Consider the following 19,826-nt stretch of genomic DNA (forward strand, 5'->3'; position numbering starts at 1 on the left):
AATAATGTGCTTTGAACCAAAGGGTTCCGTTGACTTTCATTGCATGTATCTTGAGGTAATCCGGTCTAAATTCTTGTTCAGTGGATACTGCGATTCGGTCAGGGTCGATGGTACACTGACCTCTTTCCTGCAGGCTCGTTTTACTCCCTATGTCGACCATCACATCAGAACTGTGGCAGCAATGCATTGATCGGTTGTCCGAAGATCTGCCCGTTCAGCAGATCAATATGTGGATCAGACCGTTGCAAGCAGAGTTGAAGGCGGAAAACCATCTGATCCTATGGGCGCCGAACCGTTTTGTCATGGACATGGTCGCGCAGCAATACAAGTCGAAAATCCTCGAGCAGGCGCAGATATTGCTCGAACGTCCGGATTTGCAGCTTGGCCTGCAAGTGGGCAGCGTGCCTTCCGAGCAGCCTGTTGATATGCCCGCCGCCGCCACGCTGTCATCGAAGTCCGGCGCAGTGTCCTCGGGTGTTGCGCCGCGTGTCGAGCCTATGGCGGATTTGGCTGAACCAGATACGGGTGCCAAGGAATTTGTCAGCCACATCAACAAAAAATTCAATTTCGATAATTTCGTCGAAGGCAAATCGAACCAGTTGGCGCGCGCGGCGTCGCAGCAAGTCGCGCAGAATCCGGGCGTGGGTTATAACCCGCTTTTTATTTACGGTGGCGTGGGCCTGGGGAAAACCCATTTGATGCAGGCCGTCGGCAACGCGATTCTCGAGCGTTCGCCGGATGCCAAGGTGGTCTATCTGCACAGTGAGCGTTACGTGCAGCAGATGGTCAGTTCGATCAAGAACAACACGATTGAGGAGTTCAAGGACTTCTACCGTTCCGTTAACGCGCTGCTGATTGACGATATTCAGTTTTTCGCCGGAAAGCCGCGCAGTCAGGAAGAATTCTTTCATACGTTCAATGCGCTGATCGAGCAGGGTCAGCAGATCATCATGACCTGCGATCGCTATCCCAAAGAAATCGAAGGCCTCGAAGAGCGCTTAAAATCCCGTTTTGGGTGGGGTTTGACCGTGGCGGTCGAGCCGCCCGATCTGGAAACGCGCGTAGCGATTTTGCAGAGCAAGGCGGAGCAATCGCAAATATCACTGAGTACCGATGTAGCCTTTTTTATCGCCAAGCGGGTTCGAGCGAACATTCGTGAACTTGAAGGCGCGTTGCGCCGCGTCATTGCGACCGCGCAATTTACAGGCCGTCCGATTACGGTGGAGTCCACCAAAGAAGCGCTGAAAGATCAGATCGCGGCGCAGGCCAAGTTGATTACCCTGGAAAATATCCAGCGCACGGTTGCCAAGTTTTACAATCTAAAATTGACCGACTTGACGGGTGCGCGCCGAAACCGTTCCATCGCCCGTCCACGGCAAGTGGCGATGAGTCTGGCCAAGGAACTCACGAACCATAGTCTGCCGGAAATTGGCGAGGCCTTTGGTGGTCGAGATCACACCACGGTGATCCATGCCTGCAAGAAAATCGAAGAATTGCGCGAGATCGAGTCGAAGCTCAGCGATGATTACAACTTGTTGAGACACACATTAAATATATAAGATGCGTCGGACTCTCCCTGACCGGGGCCTCCACCGTGCGTATCTATTTTGAGGACATCCATTATGCAGTTTGCCGTTGATCGAGATCGATTCAGCAGTGCCATCAATCAGGTGATCGGCGGGGTCGAAAAACGCCAGACCATGCAGATTTTGAGCAACCTGTTGCTCGAAGTGGCCGACGGTCGCCTGACGCTTGTCGCGACGGATCTGGAAATCCAATTGCGTACTTCTGTTGACGTTCAGATGCAGGCTCCGGGGGCTACGACCGTCAATGCCCGTAAACTGGCAGACATCGTCAAATCCGCATCGCAGGATGCCAAGATCGCCTTGACGCAAACCGATGGCTGGTTGGAAATCGATATCGGCACCGGTGTGTTCCGCTTGGCCTCGATCGAGGCAGGAAGCTTCCCGCAAATGACCATCGATGCCGCGACGCAATCGACCGTATCCATCACCCAAAAGAATCTCTACGCGCTGATCGATAAAACCCAGTTTTCGATGGCGCAGCAGGATGTGCGGTACTTCCTCAATGGCCTGTTGCTTGAAGTCAAACCCGGACAAATGACGGCGGTCGCCACGGACGGTCATCGTCTGGCTTATGCCCACCTGAGCGATGAACGGCTGACGGAGAACAATCGTCAGGTCATCGTGCCGCGAAAGATGGTTTCGGAAATGCTCAAGGCGCTGGATCGCGATAGCGACGACGAGGTTTCACTGGCGTTCCGCGATAACCAGATCGAACTTCTGATCGGTGAAAACTACCTGATCAGCAAATTGATCGACGGCAAATATCCGGATTACTCTCGCGTGATGCCGCAGTCGAACAGCAAGATACTGATCGTGTCGAAAACGGAACTCAAGCAGGTGTTGCAGCGCGCCAGTATCTTGTCCAACGAGCGGTTCTCGGGGGCATATTTTTATCTGAGCCCCGGGCGCTTGATGATCGAATCAAGCAACGCGGAACATGAATCTTCCAAGGAAACCATGTCCGTTGGATACGATGCGAGCGACCTGAAAATTTCGTTCAACATCAGCTACCTTCTGAATATTCTGGCGGTTATCGAATCCGAGGAAGTCTGCATGGAGCTCGAAGCACCCGAGTCCAGCGTGCTGATCAAACCCGTCATGCCCGGTGACATCGACAGCAAATATGTCCTCATGCCTATGAAGCTTTGACCCACAATTAAAGCAACGGATGTAATTGGATTTGACCCACCTTACGTCCCTCTCGATCACCCAATTCAGAAACCTGACGATGACCGATTGCCCGCTTTCTGCGGGTTTCAATCTTCTGGTGGGCGATAATGGCGCCGGTAAAACGAGTGTGCTTGAGGCGATTTATTATCTCAGCACGCTCAAATCCTTTCGAACCCAAACGCACAATGACCTGATCGCACGTTATCCGGATCGTGATCGGGGATGCGCGGTGGTGCGCGCGGGCGTGCATCAGGACGATCATGATTTTTTCATGGCACTTGAGCGCTGCAAGGATCAGTTTCGTTTGCGGCTAGGTCGAGAAGAAGTGCCACGGGCCAGTTTGTTTGTAGCGCACCTGCCCGTGCTGGCGTTGCATGCGCAATCGGATGATCTGGTTTTGGCCGGGCCGGAGTTCCGGCGCAAGTTCATCGATCGCATGGCGTTTTACCTGTTTGCCGATTTCGTTCCGGCGTACGCGCAATTTGCGCGCATGCTCAAGCAACGCAATGCCGCATTGCGCACGGGCCAATCGACGGAGATTTGGGATCCATTGTTCATTCAATACGGCGAGCGGCTCAACGAGCAACGGGTTGCCGCGCTCGATTTGCTGAAAACTGTCCTGCCCCAAGTCTTTGAGGCCCTTGCGCCCCAATTGTCCGTGGATATGCAGTTTCATCCCGGGCACAAGTCCGGATTGGATTTATCGGAAGCGCTTGCCCGCAACCGCGAGCGGGATCGGGAAATGGGGCAGACCCTGATTGGCCCGCAACGAGCGGATATTCTGTTCACACTGAACGACTACGCGTTCAAATCCTTCGCCTCTCGCGGGCAAATCAAGGTGTTTACCGCGGCATTGACGTTGGCTACGGCACACATATGGCAGGCGCAACGCGGCAAGCGGGCGGTGTTGCTATTCGACGATTTCATGTCCGAGTTTGATGCGCATCATTCCTCTGCCCTGTTGCATTATTTGTCGAATATGGGGCATCAGGTCTTTATTTCCGCAGTCGATCGGCAGCAGATCGATTTCCCGTTTGATGCGGTTTTCAGGCTGGATGCCGGGCAAATCTCAGCCGTGGTATAATTCATTGATTGTCTTGGGCCAAGACGGTCCGGCTTTGCTGGATGGGTGTTGTGTCCCGAGAAAACCAGGGTTGCCCTGCGCTACTACGAGCAGGCGTATTCGGCAGCCCTACTTGGCTTGCAACGTGCCGATATCGGCTTGCTCGCCCCATTTTCTGCCCATTTTTCTGTGTATCTGGAAGCCCTCTCATGAGCGATAACACCCCAAACGACGCGAGCCAAAACGCTGGCCAAAGCTCTGGTTACGACTCAACCAGTATAAAAGTCCTCAAAGGACTGGATGCCGTTCGTAAGCGCCCAGGCATGTACATCGGCGACACGGACGACGGCAGCGGCTTGCACCACATGGTGTTCGAAGTGGTGGATAACGCGGTCGATGAGGCGTTGGCCGGGCACTGCGATACCGTCACCGTCACCATGCATGCCGATGGCTCCGTTTCGGTGTCGGATAATGGCCGTGGCATCCCGGTAGACATCCATGCCGAAGAAGGTGTTTCGGCGGCAGAAGTCATCATGACCGTGCTGCACGCGGGCGGTAAGTTCGACCAGAACAGTTACAAGGTCTCCGGTGGCTTGCATGGTGTGGGCGTTTCGGTGGTGAATGCGCTTTCCGACGAGTTGGAGCTGGACATCTATCGTGGCGGCCATGCGTACCACCAGTCGTACCGTCTGGGTGTTCCACAAGCGCCGTTGGCCGAAGTGGGCGCTACGGAGAAATCGGGTACCTCCATCCGGTTCCTGCCCAGCCCCACCATTTTCACGGATGTCGTTTTCCACTACGACATTCTGGCAAAGCGTCTGCGTGAACTCTCCTTTCTGAATTCGGGCATTCGCGTATTTCTGAACGACGAGATTTCAGGGCGTGCCGACACGTTCTACTACGAAGGCGGCATTCGCGCGTTTGTCGAGCATCTCAACAAAGGCAAAACCGTTATCCACAAGAATGTTCTGAGCTTCTCGGGGCAGAAGGATTCGGTTCTGGTTGAGTTGGCCTTGCAATGGAATGATTCGTACCAGGAAAACCTGTTCTGCTACACCAATAACATTCCGCAACGCGATGGCGGCACGCATTTAACAGGCTTTCGCACGGCGCTCACGCGGACTTTGAACGACTACATGGAACGCGCGGGCATTCTTAAAAAAGCCAAGGTATCCACCTCGGGTGAAGATTGGCGCGAAGGCTTGGTTGCGGTCATTTCCGTGAAGGTGCCGGACCCGAAGTTTTCCTCACAAACCAAAGAAAAGCTGGTGTCATCTGAGGTTAAATCGGCGGTTGAATCGCTGACTTCTGAACGACTGGCAGAGTTTCTGGAAGAAAATCCGCAAGAAGCCCTGCTCATTACCAACAAGATCATCGAAGCGGCCCGTGCCCGTGAGGCAGCGCGACGCGCGCGTGAAATGACGCGGCGCAAAGGCGCATTGGATATCGCCGGCTTGCCCGGCAAGCTTGCCGATTGCCAGGAAAAGGACCCGGCTCTGTCCGAAATTTATCTGGTGGAAGGTGACTCGGCGGGTGGTTCGGCCAAGCAAGGCCGGGATCGCCGCACACAGGCGATTTTGCCGCTCAAAGGTAAAATTCTGAATGTTGAAAAAGCCCGTTTCGACAAAATGCTCTCGTCGGCTGAAGTCGGCACCCTGATCACCGCGCTTGGTTGCGGTATTGGTCGGGAAGACTTCAACCCGGACAAACTGCGCTACCACCGCATCATCATCATGACCGATGCGGACGTGGACGGCAGTCACATCCGCACCCTGCTGCTGACGTTCTTCTATCGGCAAATGAAGGAGCTCGTCGAGCGTGGACACATTTATATTGCCCAGCCGCCGCTGTATAAGGTTAAAAAAGGTAAGCAGGAGCAGTACCTCAAGGATGATTTGGCGCTGAACCAGTATCTTCTGCAATTGGCCGTTGATGGTGCCGCGCTCCAAGTCAACGCGGAAGCGCCGCTTATTTCTGGCCCTGCGCTGGAGTCCATGGCGCGTGAGTATCTGGTTGCGCAGGCCGTGATCGATCGTCTGTCGCATCGGTACGATCCAGCTGCACTGAAGGCCGTGTTGCATTTGCCACCAATGACAGCAGCGGAAATTGTCGAAGATAGCGCGCTATTCGAAGCCTGGCTTAATCGCTTTACCGAATCCATGAACCAGTTTGCCGACGCGGGCGTAAATTATTCATCCCGGTTTGCGCGCACAGAGGAAGGCCTCGCGGGGATTCAAATCACGCGAAGTCAGCACGGTGTTTCACATGAAACATTCTTGCCCGCTGGTTTCTTCTCAACCGCTGATTATCGCGTGTTGGGCGAATTGGCCATCCAGCTTGATGGCTTGATTGGTGAAGACGCGCGCGTATTGCGTGGCGAGAAGAGCGCGCCGATCACCCATTTCGAGCAAGCTATTGACTGGCTGATGCAAGAAGGGCGTCGCGGCCTCGGCATTCAGCGCTACAAAGGTCTGGGCGAGATGAACCCGGATCAGTTGTGGGAAACCACGATGAACCCGGAAACCCGTCGGCTGCTGCAAGTGCGCATTGAAGATGCCATTGCCTCGGATGAAATCTTTACCATTCTCATGGGCGATCTGGTTGAGCCTCGTCGTGATTTCATCGAGAAATTCGCCCTGTCCGCCGTCAACATCGATATCTGATAAGATCAATCCGCGATGTAGCCGCGGAGCAAAACTCAAAACGAACCCGGCCCGATTGGTCGGGTTTTTTTTGTGACGAGTTTCGGCACCGATGGCGGGTTCGGTACAAATTCACCTCGAAGAAACATTCGAGGGTTCCAGAAGCATAATTTAGGGATTTAAGGGAGCAAGCATCATGGGTGTCACACTTTCGGTTTTGTTGTTTTTGGTTGCCGTGATCGTGATCTGGGCGATCATCATGTATAACGGCCTCGTGGTGCTTAAACACAACGTCTCACAGGCCTGGTCGAACATTGATGTGTTGCTCAAGCAGCGGCACGACGAGCTGCCCAAACTGGTAGAAACCGCCAAGCAGTACATGAAGTACGAGCAAGAAACATTGGAGAAAGTTATGCGTGCCCGTTCGGCCGTGCGCGGCGCTCAGGATCGCGGCGATATCGACGCGCTGGGCATGGCCGAAGGCCAGTTGCGCGCCGGGTTGATGGATTTTTACGCGGTGGCCGAGGCCTATCCCGATCTCAAGGCCAATACGAGCTTCCAGCACCTCCAGCAACGCATCTCCGGTCTGGAGAACATGATTGCTGATCGGCGTGAGTTCTATAACGCCTCCGTTAACATCAACAATGTGCGTATCGAGCAATTCCCCGACGTGCTGATCGCCCAGTTATTCCGTTTTCGTCCGTTCAAGTTGCTCACCTTTCGCGAAGATGAGCTCAAGGATGTCGATCTCAAGACGCTGTTTAATCAATAAACGGGATTGGTTTGATGGCTTGGTATGCCCACTGGGTGGGTTCCCTTGATGACAACGGCTACCATTTTCTGCTGGTCGGGCTGATTCTGCTCACCCTGATCCTCTTGGTGGCGGGCATCTGGTTTGTTCGCCGCACCTACTGGATTATCAATACGCCCACCTCGAACATTGTCTCGGCACATCAGGGTTACATCGAAATTGAAGGCATCACCAAAAATATCGATGCCTCGCCCCTCGTTTCCCCGCTGACCGGCACGGCATGTGTTTGGTATTGGGTGTCTGTGGAACACCGAGAGCAAAGCTTCGGTGAATCCAAGCGTTCTGACTGGCGTCGCATATACCAGCATGAAAGCGATAACCTGATTGCGGTAGAAGATGCAACCGGCGAATGCCTGGTTGATCCCGAATCGGCCAGTATTCGCCCCAATATGAGGCGCCAGTGGTACGGCGCGACAGAACGACCAAGTGGGGTGACCAACAGCGTGGGCGGGCATTTTTTCGGCGATTACCGCTACACCGAAAAACTCCTGCTGCCACATCGAAATTTGTATGTGTTGGGCTGGTTCAAAACCATCGCCCACGATCCTTATGTGGTTGAAAACGAATCGGTTGCCTCGCTGCTCAGAGCGTGGAAGCACGATCCACAAATGATGAAAACATTTGATCTGGATGGCAATGGTTCCATCGATTCTAAAGAATGGGATCAGGCGCGGGAAGCCGGACGCCAGCAAATACAGGCGCAGCAGGTAAAGGAGCTTGAGCGCCCCCAGCAAACGCATCTCATCACGGCGAACCCTCAGAGCAGACGGCCCTATATCATCTCGGCAGATGATCAAACCGTGCTGGCCAAACGGTTTCGTCGCTGGGGCTATCTGCTTTGGGCGAGTAGCGTTCTGGCCTTTTTCTTCTGGGTGTCCGCGTATTATGTCCGGCCTTAACCCAGATCCGATCTCTGGTGGAGCCACGTACGCCCACTTTTAAGAAAATCCCCCTCGTTCCCCCCTTTTTCAAAGGGGAGGCGAAACTCAAAAACCTGCTCCAGTCTTTGGCAAAGCCACTATCTCAAACCCTTTTGCAAAAGGGGTAGGGGCAATGCCATTAAGTAGAGGGACTTGTCACCCTGCGCGTAGTTGCAGGGTCTAGAAACAAACCATAGATTCTGCTACTCGTCAGCCCCGCGTTCAGAATGACGACCTTCTTATAGGCGCCTCAAAATACCCATGATTCGTCGTTCCCGCGAAAGCGGGAACCCAGAAAAATCAAGGCGCTGGATTCCCGCCTACGCGGGAATGACGAGTTTTTCGAGCTTCCCTTATATGATCGTATTCTTCTTAACTTAATGGCATTCGGGTCAGGGTGGATTTACCCAATCAAACCCAGTTCCCCCAAAAACAATTACACTCACGCAAACCATCCTAAAATCGAACAAAAACCGAGCTCATCACCCATGAAAATCGCGACCTGGAATGTCAATTCGCTTAATGTACGCAAACCGCAGGTGCTCTCTTGGCTGGCGCAGCAGCAACCTGCCATTTTGGGTTTGCAGGAATTAAAACAAGTCAATGAAGCCATTGATAACAGCGACTTTGCAGCAATGGGCTACCAAACGCTACTTAACGGCCAGAAAACCTATAACGGTGTCGCGCTGATCTATCAAGAGGAGTTAGGCGAACCTTCGGATGTGGTTTGCGACATACCGGCACTGGACGACCCGCAACGGCGCGTCATTGCCGCCACATTTGGGGAATTGCGGGTAATCAATGCCTATGTCGTCAATGGTGAAGCGATCGATTCTGAAAAATACCAGTACAAACTCAATTGGCTGGAGGCCTTTTCTAACTGGCTGGCTTTAGAAATCGCTCAGCATCCAAATCTCGTGGTGATGGGTGATTTCAATATCGCGCCAAGCGATGCCGACGTGTTTGACCCCGAGCGGTTCAAAGATGCCGTGCTATGCAGCCCGCCCGAGCGTGATTATTTCAACCGATTGTTGGCAATGGGTTTTACCGATGCGCTCAATTGCTTTTCAAATGAAGAAAATAATTTTACCTGGTGGGACTACCGTGGCGGCGGTTACCGCAGAAACCACGGCTTGCGTATCGACCACATCTTAACAAGCCCGGCCGTTCAGGCAAAAGCCACTGCCTGCCATGTCGATAAAGAACCTAGAGGCTGGGAGCGACCCTCCGACCATGCACCTGTGGTACTCACGCTGGCTTGATGTACACCAAAGCCCCTTAGGGAATTTCTTGCGAATGCAAAACTTGCGCAAATCCCCCTCAATCCCCCTTTACAAAAGGGGGAAGTGCGCTCGTTCAAAAGACGGGGCTGATGCTCCCCCCTTTGAAAAAGGGGGGTTGGGGGGGATTTGACGAAAAGTAACCACTATTCGAAGGTACGCCGCATTCGTGCAGAGGTTCCCTAGCCCCGCAGCGACCGTGCCGGTGGCAGTGCAAGCACCCGCCTCCCCAGATAGGGCACAAACAACGCCGCGAGCAGCACGCCCGCAGCCAAGCCATACAGCGGTATGCGCCAATCCAGTGCCCAGGGTAAATCAAACAGTTTTAGCGCCAACAAAGCGCCCAACCCACCGGCGGCAATCGAGGCCAAAAGCCCGGAAAGCAAGCCGATCAGGATAAACTCAAACCAAAGGCTGTTCATGATTTGCCGGTGGCTTGCGCCCAGCACGCGCAGCACGGCTGTTTCACGGATACGTTCCGCCTCTCCGGCAGCAAAGGCACTGAGCAAGACAACCAATCCCGCCAACAGGGTGAATAAAAATACATATTGCACGGCCTGACTCGCTCGAAGAATCAGTGTGCGCACCTCATTGAGAATCTGGTTCAGATCAAATAACGTCAGCGTCGGGAACGCGCGTAACAGCGCCTTTTGTTGTTCTACATTGGGGCTGGGGAGAAAAAAGCTGGTGATGAACTGCGCCGATTGGCGGGGCAATAAAACCGCGCTCCCCAACACGAAAAAATTGGGCCGCATCGAATTCCAGTCAACTGTACGGATGCTGGTAATGGCGGCGGTCACGGGTGCGCCGTTCACCACAAACGTAAGCCGGTCGCCAAGTTGCCATTGCAGCGTTTTAGCAATGCCTTGTTCAACCGACCAGCCCGCATCCTGCGCATCGGGCTGCCAGCTGCCCGCCACAATCTTGTTATCGGCTGCCAGATGCTCGGGCATGACCGACAAATTAAATTCCCGTTCCGCCAGTCGCTTCGCTTGCCCGGTGAGTTGATCAGCGTTCACGGCCTTGCCGTTAAATGACGTCCAGCGGGCGCGGTGCATGGCGACAAGGCCGGCATCGTCGATACGGTTCGTCTGAAAAAACCGAGTTAACTCAGGCACTTGATCTGGCTGAATGTTGATCGCAAAAAAATTGGGCGCATCGTTCGGAATCTGATTTTGCCAGGTGGATACCAGATCACCACGCACCACACCGAGCAGAAGCAAAGCGGTTAATCCCAAGGTCAAAGCCGCGATCTGCATCGCACTGGACCACGGCGACCGCGCCAGACGCGCCAGTCCAAAACGGGCCACGCCTCGGGCGGGATAGCGTCTTAATGCTTGTAACAGCAGCCACACGATGCCGATGAACGCAGCGAAACTAATGACCATCCCGCCGGTAACATACGTTGTAAGCCAGGCATCCCGTGCTTGCAGCCACACCAGCAAACCAATGGCAAGCAGCCCCGCGCCGAACAACAAAACCGCGGCTGTTGGCGGTGCAGCCAATTGCCTGTTTAAAACCCGCAAAGGCGGCGTATCCTGCAAGCGGATGAGCGAGGGCAGTGCAAATCCCAACAAGGCGACCAGCGCAATGCTCACGCCAAACCCCACGGGCAGCCATGAAGGCGGCGGCAGTTGAAAATCAAGCAGAGAGCCCAGCAAGGCAGAAAGCCCGAATTGAGCCAACCCACCCAGCGCAATGCCGGGCACAGCGGCCAGCAAGGCCAGAAAAACCAGCCGCAATGTGTACAAATAAAGAATATGGCGGGATTGCACCCCGAATGCGCGCATCAAGGCGGCCGGATCTTGCTGCAAGCGATTGTACTGTTGCGCGGCAAGCATTAAGGCCGCGCCCGCCAATAAAACAGCCACCATTGCAGCCAATCCCAAAAAGCGCGCGGCACGATCAAATGCTGTTTTGAATGCAGGCTGGCTATTTTCCGGGCGTTCCAGACTCAAGTCGGCGGGCAGAGATTTACCGAACGCTTGAAGAACGTTTGTGCTAACACCGCTCGGCACTGCAAGTAACAAATAATGCGTGACGCGGCTTGCAGGCGTAACCAGCCCGGTGGCTGGAATATCGGCGAGGTTGATCATGGCGCGCGGCGCGGCTTGCGCCAGAAAATTACCCACATCCGGCTCACGTTGCAAAGTGGCGGAAACCGTAAATTTTTTCTGGCCGATCTGAAACGAATCGCCCACCTTAAGATCAAGTAAAGCCAGCGCCCGCGGTGCCAGCCAAGCATGGCCTTCACGTGGCTCCTGCTGGATTTTTTGCTGTTGCGCACCTGTCGAAATGGTCAGCGCACCGCGCAAGGGATACCCCGCGCCCACAGCCTTCAAGCTCACCAGCAGGGTATGTTCACCGGCGAGAATAACGGTGGGAAATTCCAGCGTTTGCGTTGTCGTCAGGCCAAGCTCTGACGCCTTTTGCTGCCATTTTAATAGTGAATCCGGTGATTCGACTCGCCCATCGGCGGCCAGAAATTCAGCGGCCTGCGCCCGCATACCGGCATCCACTCGATCGGTAAAAAATCCGACCGCCGTCACGGCGGACACCGCAATAACCAGCGCCAGAAACATCGTAACCAACGCGCCGCTACGCAGTTCGCGCCATAAACCGCGCCATGCCAGCAAAATTAAGCGCGGCAAACCCAAATGCGTTGCAGGTTTTGGCGGCTCTACTATTGCCATGGGGTTAATTCTCCACCCTGCAAGCCACCCTGTAAGCGATAGCCACGATTACATCGGGCAGCCAAGGCCGGATCGTGCGTTACCAGTACCAACGCGGTTTGATGCTGATCGCGCAGCGCGAACAGCAAATCAATGATGCGCTCGCCTGTGGCAGTGTCGAGCGAGCCGGTTGGCTCATCGGCAAACAAAATGGCGGGCGTTCCGGCAAATGCCCGCGCCAGGGCAACCCGCTGTTGTTCACCGCCTGAAAGCACCTTGGGCAGATGGTGCAGACGGTGGCTCAAACCCACCTCATCTAACGCCGCTTTGGCCTGCGCCGTACTGTTCGCTGTGCCCTGCAATTCCAGCGGCAAAGCCACATTTTCCAGAGCCGTCAAGCCATCAATCAACTGAAATGACTGAAAAACAAATCCCACCCGGCCCGCACGGACGGCGGCGCGCTCGTCCTCATTTAAGTTGTTCAGAGAAAAACCGGCCAACTCAACCTCACCGCTCGTCGGCGTATCCAAACCTGCCAGCAAAGCCAGCAAGGTAGACTTGCCCGCCCCCGATGCACCCATTAACGCCACAGCCTCACCCTCGGCAACTGTTAAACTCGCATCACGCAGAATGGTCAAAGGTTCGTTCCCGGGCGCTGTGACGGTTTTAGAAACCCGCAGCGCCCGCAGAATCAAGGCAGTATCCTCCGGCAACGAGGCGGCATGAAAAACAGTTTGGGGCTCAGGAGGCATCGCATGAAATTCCTATGGCTATTATTGGGAAGCTTGAAAAACCAGTCATTCCCGCGTAGGCGGGAATCCAGCGCTTTGATTTTTCTGGGTTCCCGCTTTCTCGGGAACGACGATTCACGGGTATTTCGAAGCGCCCTATTATTGAAATCTGGGTTGAAGTTGAGATTGGTCTTATCGTTACTTTTACCCGCACTCATAGCTTGTAGTGCATCAGCGGCGTTTGGGCAACAAGCCCCGCACAAAACCCCACAAAAAGTAATCAGTTCAGAGCGATCCCATACCGTTTTGGTGCTGGGCGATTCTCTCTCTGCCGCGCACAATCTGGCCGAAAGCCAAGGCTGGGTGGCGCTAATGCAAAAGCGCCTTGCAGAGAAAAACGCGGGCGCTACGCATAAGTGGCAAATCGTGAATGCCTCGATCAGCGGTGAAACCACCTCGGGCGGGCTTTCACGCCTGCCGGAGTTGCTAACTGTGGTTCAGCCCGGCTGGGTGCTGCTCGAACTGGGTGCCAACGATGGCCTGCGCGGCCTGCCGCTGGCGCTGATTCGCGCTAATCTGCAAAAACTGATCGACCAAAGCAAACAATCCGGCGCGCGCGTCGTCTTGCTCGGCATTATGTTGCCGCCCAATTACGGCCCCGCCTACGCAGAACCCTTTGCCGCCATGTATCAACAGCTCGCCGAGAAAAATACCTTGCCGCTGGTACCGTTTTTACTCAAAGATGTCGCTACAAACCCCAAACTCATGCAGCAAGACGGCCTACACCCCACCGCCGAAGGCGAACCGATTGTTTTGGATAATGTATGGGCAGTGGTTAAGCCCTTGTGGTTGCCGAGCAGCAAATAAATCCCCCTCATTCCCCCTTTTTCAAAGGGGGAGGCGAAGTGCTTAAAGGCAGCACACCTCCTTTAGCAAGGCACCACCTAACACACCCCTTGCGCAAAGGCGCCACCTAACACCCCCCCTTTCATAAAGGGGGGCAGGGGGGATTTAACGCGCCAAACCGAAGCCACTAAATCCCCCTCATTCCCCCTTTTCAAAGGGGGAGGCGAAATGCCTAAAGGCAGCACATCCCCTTTAGCAAGGCGCCACCTAACCCCCCCCCTTCGTAAAGGCGCCACCTAACACCCCCCCCTTTCATAAAGGGGGGCAGGGGGGATTTACCGCGCCGAACCGAAGCCACTAAATCCCCCATTCCCCTTTTTCAAAGGGGAGGCATAAAACCGAACTCCTCACGTTTCAGCAGCAAGCCGAAACGCCACTTCCGAATGGATCAGCATTAAGACAGATTCCATTTGTCGTAACACCTCAAGATTATTAAAACGCAGCACCTTCATGCCCAGCGAAGACAATGCGGCATCGCGCGTTTGATCTTTTCCTTGATGCGCCGTCGTGAAATGTTGCCCACCGTCGAGCTCGACGACCAACCGCGCCCTCGGGCAATAAAAATCCACGATATAAGTCAGCAATGGTTTTTGACGGTAGAAAGCAACCCCGCACACTTGCTTGCGCCGAAGATGCCGCCACAGGACCTGCTCAGCATCGGTCATATTCGATCTCAAATGGCGAGCGGTTTGCCTCAGCGCTGGGTTATAAGGCTGCATGAATCCTCCTTCGCTTGTAAATCCCCCTCATTCCCCCTTTTACAAAGGGGGAGCAACCGTGTTAAAAATCAAGCAATTTGAGCCACCCATGGCTGCATATTTTTCAACATGGCATTCATGATGGTGAGCAGTTTACGCATACAGGCAACGATGACGACTTTGGTTGCCTTTCCCTTGTTTTTGAGCCGCTCTGCGAACGCCTTGATATCCGGATTAAAGCGCATGGCACTGAGTGCTGCCATGTACAACACTGCTCGAACCTCGGCGCGTCCACCCCAGATTGAGCGTTTACCACGATGCTTACCACTGCCATTAGCCAAGGGCGCAACCTCGACCAAGGCGGCAATCTCCCGTCGGTTCAATGCCCCAAGCTCCGGGCATTTGGACAGCATGGTCAGGCTGGTGACTGCGCCAATGCCAGGAATACCCTTGAGCACGTCATCCTTGGCGCGCCAGACATCCGACGCACGCAGTTGCGTGTTGAGGTCATTGTCGACCGTAGTGATCTGCTTCTCCAGCCAGGCGATGTGGGTCTTCAGGCTTTTTTGCAGCGCCTTGCTCTCGGCGGTATTGAGCCGGAGCAATTCCTGGACACGCATGGCAATGAGCTGGCGTCGCCGGTTCAGCATATCCTCAAGGGCGCGAGCATCCGCGTCCTTGAGCGGTCTGGCCGCAGGGCGGATGGCTTGTGCAAAGGCGGCCAGCATGGCCGCATCCACCCGGTCAGTCTTGGCCAGCCGCCCCGTGGCTTTGGCAAAATCCCGCGCCTGGCGCGGGTTGATGATGGCCACGGTCAAGCCCGTGGCCGAAAGCTCACAGGCGAGACGCACTTCCAGCCCGCCGGTAGCCTCCAGCACAATCAGGGTCGAACTCGCCGCCTTCAAGGCTTCGATAATTTTCTCGATCCCCTTCTCGTCATACGTCTCATGCAGCGATACACCGGAAGGTGCAATATGCACATCCAGTGTGTCTTTGGACACATCAATGCCCACGAAGGCTTCAGCTAATTTGTCGTTCATTCATACCCATCCTTGCAAAAATGCGGGATCATTGTCCCAAGCAACCGTTCGGGTTAATCGTGAAAAATCGGCAGGACGCTCATCGCTCCCCCACGGGCTTGATGTCCCAGAGGCACTTCGAACTGTCATGCCGAGCCAAATGAATCTTACATAAAATGTACGTTCCATCGGGCAAAATGAAACATACAAGGCGAAATGCCTAAAGGCAGCACACCCCCTTTAGCAAGGCGCCACCTAACCCACCCCTTTAGCAAAGGCGCCACCTAACACCCCCCTTTCATAAAGGGGGGCAGGGGGGATTTACCGCGCCAAAGCGAAGCCACTAAATCCCCCTCATTCCCCCTTTTTCAAAGGGGGAGGTGAAGTGCCAATGCCCCGCACCAACAATTCTCACAAAGGCACTACCTAACACACCCCTTGCGCAAAGGCGCCACCTAACACCCCCCCTTTCACAAAGGGGGCAGGGGGGATTTACCGCGCCAAACCGAAGCCACTAAATCCCCCTCATTCCCCCTTTTTCAAAGGGGGAGGCGAAGTGCCAATGCCCCGCACCAACAATTCTCACAAAGGCACTACCTAACACACCCCTTGCGCAAAGGCGCCACCTAACACCCCCCCCTTTCATAAAGGGGGGTAGGGGGGATTTACCGCACAAAGCGCAAGCCACAACTATTCCCCTATTTTTTAAATAGAAAGAGGCGCATAGCCAAGAACCACGCGAATTGCGTTCACGGGCCAGAATTTAATTTGTGTTACTCGGATTTCCGCTGATACGGGAGGTGATGATGGATTGCTGGCTGTTGTGTACAACAACTCTACGGTCGCTGAATGGTTGTGGAATGTGATTAATTTGTTTGTGGAATTGCAGGCTCGAACTGGCGACGACCTGGATTCTAGCCAAAACCACCTTAAATGGTTACAAGGTTTGCAAACCCTTGTAAATCCACAAGCCCACCACCATCAAGATTTCAATGATGACGATGATAAAAAGTATCTCGGATAGGCTGTACTTGTCGTCCGAGTTCATTTAAATCCCTTTTACAAATGTGGTAAAAAATAAAAAACCCCGATGCGTGATCGGGGTTAGATTCAAAATCTGTGCTTTAAAGCATCAAATTAAAATTATTTGCACTGGCTAGGTACATACTTAGCTGGCATGGTGCCAAGTGTAATACCGGCAAGGCCATTTGAACCGGCAGTTGCTGCTGAAGTTGAGGCACAAGCCCAGTCAATCGCGCCGGTCGCACCTGCAACCAATGCAGCATTTTGGACGTTGGGTTGCAGCACAATGGTCATCCCTTGAGCATCGGTTGGCAAACCTGAACCTGCAGCGGTGCTTGAAGTTACAGTAATTGCACCGGTATTCGGGTCAATTGCAATGGCAGAAACATACTTAGATTGATGAGCCGTTGCGGGTTCTGCATTGAATGAAGTGGCGAAGTTGGTTACCCCGGTCAACCCATCGGATGTCCACGCTTCGGCCACGCCTGTTTTCGCAGCATCAGCGACGCTAATCAATTCAGTGACTTTGGCACGAACGGTGTAATCCTGATAAGCAGGAATCGCGATGGCGGCCAGAATACCGATAATCGCGATGACGATCATCAATTCGATCAGGGTGAAACCCTTATTCACAGACTTGTTCATTTGCTTGAGCATGACATCACTCCTTTGTGACACAGTGGGCGAGATTGCCCGGTACAATCGCTAAGCAATCGGTGTGCCAAAAGGGTATTTATTTTTTCAGATTAAATAAAAACCCCATCAGAATGCGGGTTGTGGCGATTTGACCGAGGGTTGGCTTGATTTAGGCATAACGGTGGCAGGCTCAAAAACGCACAAAATTGTCACTTTATGACAAATCCGCACCAATGGAGATTGTCACTTTTTGACAAAACACCCTATCGAGCGTTACGCATGCGCCAGATCAAGGGCTTAGGGCACCTCGAAATACCCGTGATTCGTCGTTCCCGCGAAAGCGGGAATCCAGAAAGATCAAGGCGCTGGATTCCCGCCTACGCGGGAATGACGGGTTTTTCGAGATTCCCGCTAGACTTTTTGTTTATCGCCTCCCCCTTTGCAAAAGGGGGAACGAGGGGGATTTGCGGAACAGGATGATCTGCAAAATCGCCCCATGCCGTTTATCGGGCCAACTTGACCATTCAGCAACTGGCCACTAGGCGTGGCTTTCGGTTGTATGTTTATATAGCCTCGAACAAAAGGATTGGAATAAATGAGACTAAATCCGCACCACGCATCCCCAGCCAGCGCATCGACGCACCCTCGCGGCAGCCAAAGCCGATACCGTCGAATGCGCGGGTTTACCATTATCGAGCTGATGATCACCTTGGTCGTCGCCGCCATTCTGTTGGCGATTGCGATTCCGAGTTTTACTTATCTTACGGTGAGCAACAAGCTTACAACCAGCGCGAACAGTTTGGTGAGCAACCTCGCCATTGCGCGCATGGCGGCCATCAAGCGTAATGCCGATGTGGGTGTGTGCGGCGATAATACGTGCAGCGTGAACTTTCCGGCGGGCAGCGCCACTGTCATTCATGTGGGTATTTCTAGCATTCAGCCTGGTGTGATTGATATCAAAAATGTCAAGGCGTTGGACTATGGTGCTCAAGGATTAGCGCACACCACCACATCCACCGCGCCTTACAACGGCCTGATTGCCGATATTTATACAGGCCAGATTTCCAGCAATAACCACCGTTGTGTTTATCTTACTTCCGGCTCGGTGGTGTCTACATGCACAGAAAGTAATGCGAATTGTGCCCTAGGAGGTCCCAGTGGAACCTGTCAATAAACCTGTTTACGGCCCCAGCCAGCGTGGCGTGGGCTTAATTGAAGTGCTCATCGCCGTGCTGGTGCTGTCCATCGGCTTTTTAGGTATTGCGGCCCTGCAAGCCAAGTCGTTGTCTACCAACAACAGCGCCATGGCGCGCAGCATGGCGGTGGTGGCGAGCTATTCGATTCTCGATGCCATGCGGGCGGATCGAACCAATGCCTTGACCGGTAATTACAACCAAACGGTAACGGCTAACGCCTGCACCGGCAACGGCTCACTGGCGCAAACCCAACTCAACACTTGGTGTAACGAACTGGCGCAAAACCTCGGCGCGCAAGCGGCCACCACCGGCACGGTCGATTGCAAAAATACAGGCGATTGCACCGTCACCGTCACTTTCGATGAAAGCCGTGTGGGCACTAACACCGGCGGTACCAGCGGCACCGGCGTTACCACCATCACCACGAGGGCGATGTTATGAGCCGCCAAACACCGGCAGCCGCGCTAAAACAACGCGGCTTTACCCTTATCGAATTGATGATCGCCCTTGTGCTGGGGCTGATTGTGATCGGCGGCGTGATTTCCGTGCTGCTCTCCAATCAACAAACCTACCGCAGCAATCAAGCCCTCTCGCAAGTGCAGGATGGCTCCCGCACCGCGTTTGAGTTTCTGGCGCGGGATATTCGCCAAGCGGGGCTGACGGGCTGTGGCGCTACCGCAAAAATTGCCAATGTGCTAAATAACAAAGGCACATCATGGTGGGATACATGGAACAACGGTTTGCAGGGTTATGCGGCTAACGCAACCGCGCCCATCGCCGTGGGCACAACAGCCAATCTGCGCGCTGCCAATACCGATTCCATTACGCTAATGAGCGCAGGCGATAGTGGGTATAGCGTTAATGCGCCATCCTCAACGTCGGCCAACTTTAAACTCAATGAGCCTAATTCAGACTTGCAGACTGGCGACATCATCATCGTATGCGACCCCAATCAAGCAACCATCCTGCAAGTATCCGACTACCAGAGTAAAAGTGTTACCGTCGTGCACAACACCGGAAATAAAGTCTCTCCTGGCAATTGCTCCGATGGATTGGGTTTTCCCACCCTCTGCACCACAACCGGTACAAAATACACCTACCAAAATAACGCCATGTTGGCCAAGTTAAACGCCAGCTATTGGTATATCGGCAACAATTCGCTGGGCACCTGTTCGGCCACCACGCCGCAAGCCTGCTCGCTGTTCCGCTCCACCATCAGCGTCTCCGGTGGTAATGCCGCAGCGCAAGCACAAGAAATCGTGCGTGGTGTCACCAATATGCAGCTGGCCTATCTCCAAGGCGGTACAAGTTTTGTTGCCGCTGGCAGTGTGACGGACTGGAGCGCGGTCACTGCCGTGCGCGTCACGCTAACCGTTGCTGTGCCGACCAATCCGAACAACATCAATAATCCAGAAATCGTACAACGCGTATTCACCAACACCATCGCCTTACGCAATCGGGTGGGTTAATTAT

General features: G+C 54.0%; 16 protein-coding genes. 11 read left to right on the top strand and 5 right to left on the bottom strand.

Translation table 11 applies throughout. From position 1 onward, the window contains the following. The first annotated feature begins 149 nt into the window (after positions 1 to 149). The 7 genes from dnaA (at position 150) to xth (ending at position 9,454) form a co-directional block, all read left to right on the top strand. Positions 150 to 1,559 (top strand): chromosomal replication initiator protein DnaA, encoded by a 1,410-nt coding sequence (dnaA, locus tag HNEAP_RS00015; RefSeq protein WP_012822904.1) that lies wholly within the window; start codon positions 150 to 152, stop codon positions 1,557 to 1,559. A 63-nt stretch (positions 1,560 to 1,622) separates the two neighbouring features. Beyond that, positions 1,623 to 2,735: a DNA polymerase III subunit beta gene (gene dnaN, locus HNEAP_RS00020; protein WP_012822905.1), complete on the top strand. Its 1,113-nt coding sequence runs from the start codon at positions 1,623 to 1,625 to the stop codon at positions 2,733 to 2,735. 31 nt (positions 2,736 to 2,766) lie between these two features. After that, positions 2,767 to 3,840 (top strand): DNA replication/repair protein RecF, encoded by a 1,074-nt coding sequence (gene recF / locus HNEAP_RS00025; protein ID WP_133484683.1) that lies wholly within the window; start codon positions 2,767 to 2,769, stop codon positions 3,838 to 3,840. A 188-nt stretch (positions 3,841 to 4,028) separates the two neighbouring features. Continuing rightward, complete coding sequence (gene gyrB, locus HNEAP_RS00030; RefSeq protein ID WP_012822907.1) at positions 4,029 to 6,482, top strand: DNA topoisomerase (ATP-hydrolyzing) subunit B; 2,454 nt, start codon at positions 4,029 to 4,031, stop codon at positions 6,480 to 6,482. Positions 6,483 to 6,657: 175 nt separating this feature from the next. Next, positions 6,658 to 7,233, top strand: a complete 576-nt coding sequence (locus HNEAP_RS00035; RefSeq protein WP_012822908.1) for a LemA family protein — start codon at positions 6,658 to 6,660, stop codon at positions 7,231 to 7,233. A 14-nt stretch (positions 7,234 to 7,247) separates the two neighbouring features. Further along, a complete protein-coding gene (locus HNEAP_RS00040; protein WP_012822909.1) occupies positions 7,248 to 8,171 on the top strand; it encodes an E3 ubiquitin ligase family protein in 924 nt (307 codons plus the stop codon). Positions 8,172 to 8,680: 509 nt separating this feature from the next. Next, complete coding sequence (gene xth, locus HNEAP_RS00045) at positions 8,681 to 9,454, top strand: exodeoxyribonuclease III (RefSeq protein WP_012822910.1); 774 nt, start codon at positions 8,681 to 8,683, stop codon at positions 9,452 to 9,454. Between the two features lie 200 nt (positions 9,455 to 9,654). On the opposite strand, the gene HNEAP_RS00050 is transcribed toward xth, so the two are convergent. Both HNEAP_RS00050 and HNEAP_RS00055 read right to left on the bottom strand, forming a co-directional pair. Next, the gene (locus HNEAP_RS00050; RefSeq protein ID WP_012822911.1) at positions 9,655 to 12,165 is read right to left on the bottom strand and encodes an ABC transporter permease; all 2,511 of its coding nucleotides are present in this window, start codon (positions 12,163 to 12,165) and stop codon (positions 9,655 to 9,657) included. Beyond that, positions 12,156 to 12,896 carry an ABC transporter ATP-binding protein gene (locus HNEAP_RS00055; protein WP_049772428.1) on the bottom strand — a complete coding sequence of 247 codons (741 nt, stop codon included), beginning with the start codon at positions 12,894 to 12,896 and terminating at the stop codon, positions 12,156 to 12,158. The genes HNEAP_RS00050 and HNEAP_RS00055 overlap by 10 nt, the downstream gene beginning before the upstream one ends. 165 nt (positions 12,897 to 13,061) lie before the next feature. On the opposite strand from HNEAP_RS00055, the gene HNEAP_RS00060 reads away from it, so the two are divergent. Beyond that, entirely contained in the window at positions 13,062 to 13,742 is a 681-nt protein-coding gene (locus tag HNEAP_RS00060; protein ID WP_243726344.1) for an arylesterase, read from the top strand. 386 nt (positions 13,743 to 14,128) lie between these two features. On the opposite strand, the gene HNEAP_RS00065 is transcribed toward HNEAP_RS00060, so the two are convergent. The 3 genes from HNEAP_RS00065 to HNEAP_RS00075 form a co-directional block, all read right to left on the bottom strand. Then, positions 14,129 to 14,500 carry an endonuclease domain-containing protein gene (locus tag HNEAP_RS00065; RefSeq protein ID WP_012822914.1) on the bottom strand — a complete coding sequence of 124 codons (372 nt, stop codon included), beginning with the start codon at positions 14,498 to 14,500 and terminating at the stop codon, positions 14,129 to 14,131. A 68-nt stretch (positions 14,501 to 14,568) separates the two neighbouring features. Continuing rightward, positions 14,569 to 15,519: an IS110 family RNA-guided transposase gene (locus HNEAP_RS00070; protein WP_012822915.1), complete on the bottom strand. Its 951-nt coding sequence runs from the start codon at positions 15,517 to 15,519 to the stop codon at positions 14,569 to 14,571. A gap of 1,122 nt (positions 15,520 to 16,641) precedes the next feature. Then, a complete protein-coding gene (locus HNEAP_RS00075) occupies positions 16,642 to 17,178 on the bottom strand; it encodes a pilin (RefSeq protein WP_012822917.1) in 537 nt (178 codons plus the stop codon). A 574-nt stretch (positions 17,179 to 17,752) separates the two neighbouring features. On the opposite strand from HNEAP_RS00075, the gene HNEAP_RS00080 reads away from it, so the two are divergent. The 3 genes from HNEAP_RS00080 to HNEAP_RS00090 are packed head-to-tail and all read left to right on the top strand — an operon-like array spanning position 17,753 to position 19,822. Next, complete coding sequence (locus HNEAP_RS00080; RefSeq protein ID WP_012822918.1) at positions 17,753 to 18,331, top strand: GspH/FimT family pseudopilin; 579 nt, start codon at positions 17,753 to 17,755, stop codon at positions 18,329 to 18,331. Further along, a complete protein-coding gene (pilV, locus tag HNEAP_RS00085) occupies positions 18,315 to 18,794 on the top strand; it encodes a type IV pilus modification protein PilV (RefSeq protein ID WP_012822919.1) in 480 nt (159 codons plus the stop codon). The genes HNEAP_RS00080 and pilV overlap by 17 nt, the downstream gene beginning before the upstream one ends. Continuing rightward, a complete protein-coding gene (locus HNEAP_RS00090; RefSeq protein ID WP_012822920.1) occupies positions 18,791 to 19,822 on the top strand; it encodes a prepilin-type N-terminal cleavage/methylation domain-containing protein in 1,032 nt (343 codons plus the stop codon). The genes pilV and HNEAP_RS00090 overlap by 4 nt, the downstream gene beginning before the upstream one ends. Positions 19,823 to 19,826 lie beyond the last annotated feature (4 nt).

It is taken from the genome of Halothiobacillus neapolitanus c2, from assembly GCF_000024765.1.
Taxonomy (GTDB): domain Bacteria; phylum Pseudomonadota; class Gammaproteobacteria; order Halothiobacillales; family Halothiobacillaceae; genus Halothiobacillus; species Halothiobacillus neapolitanus.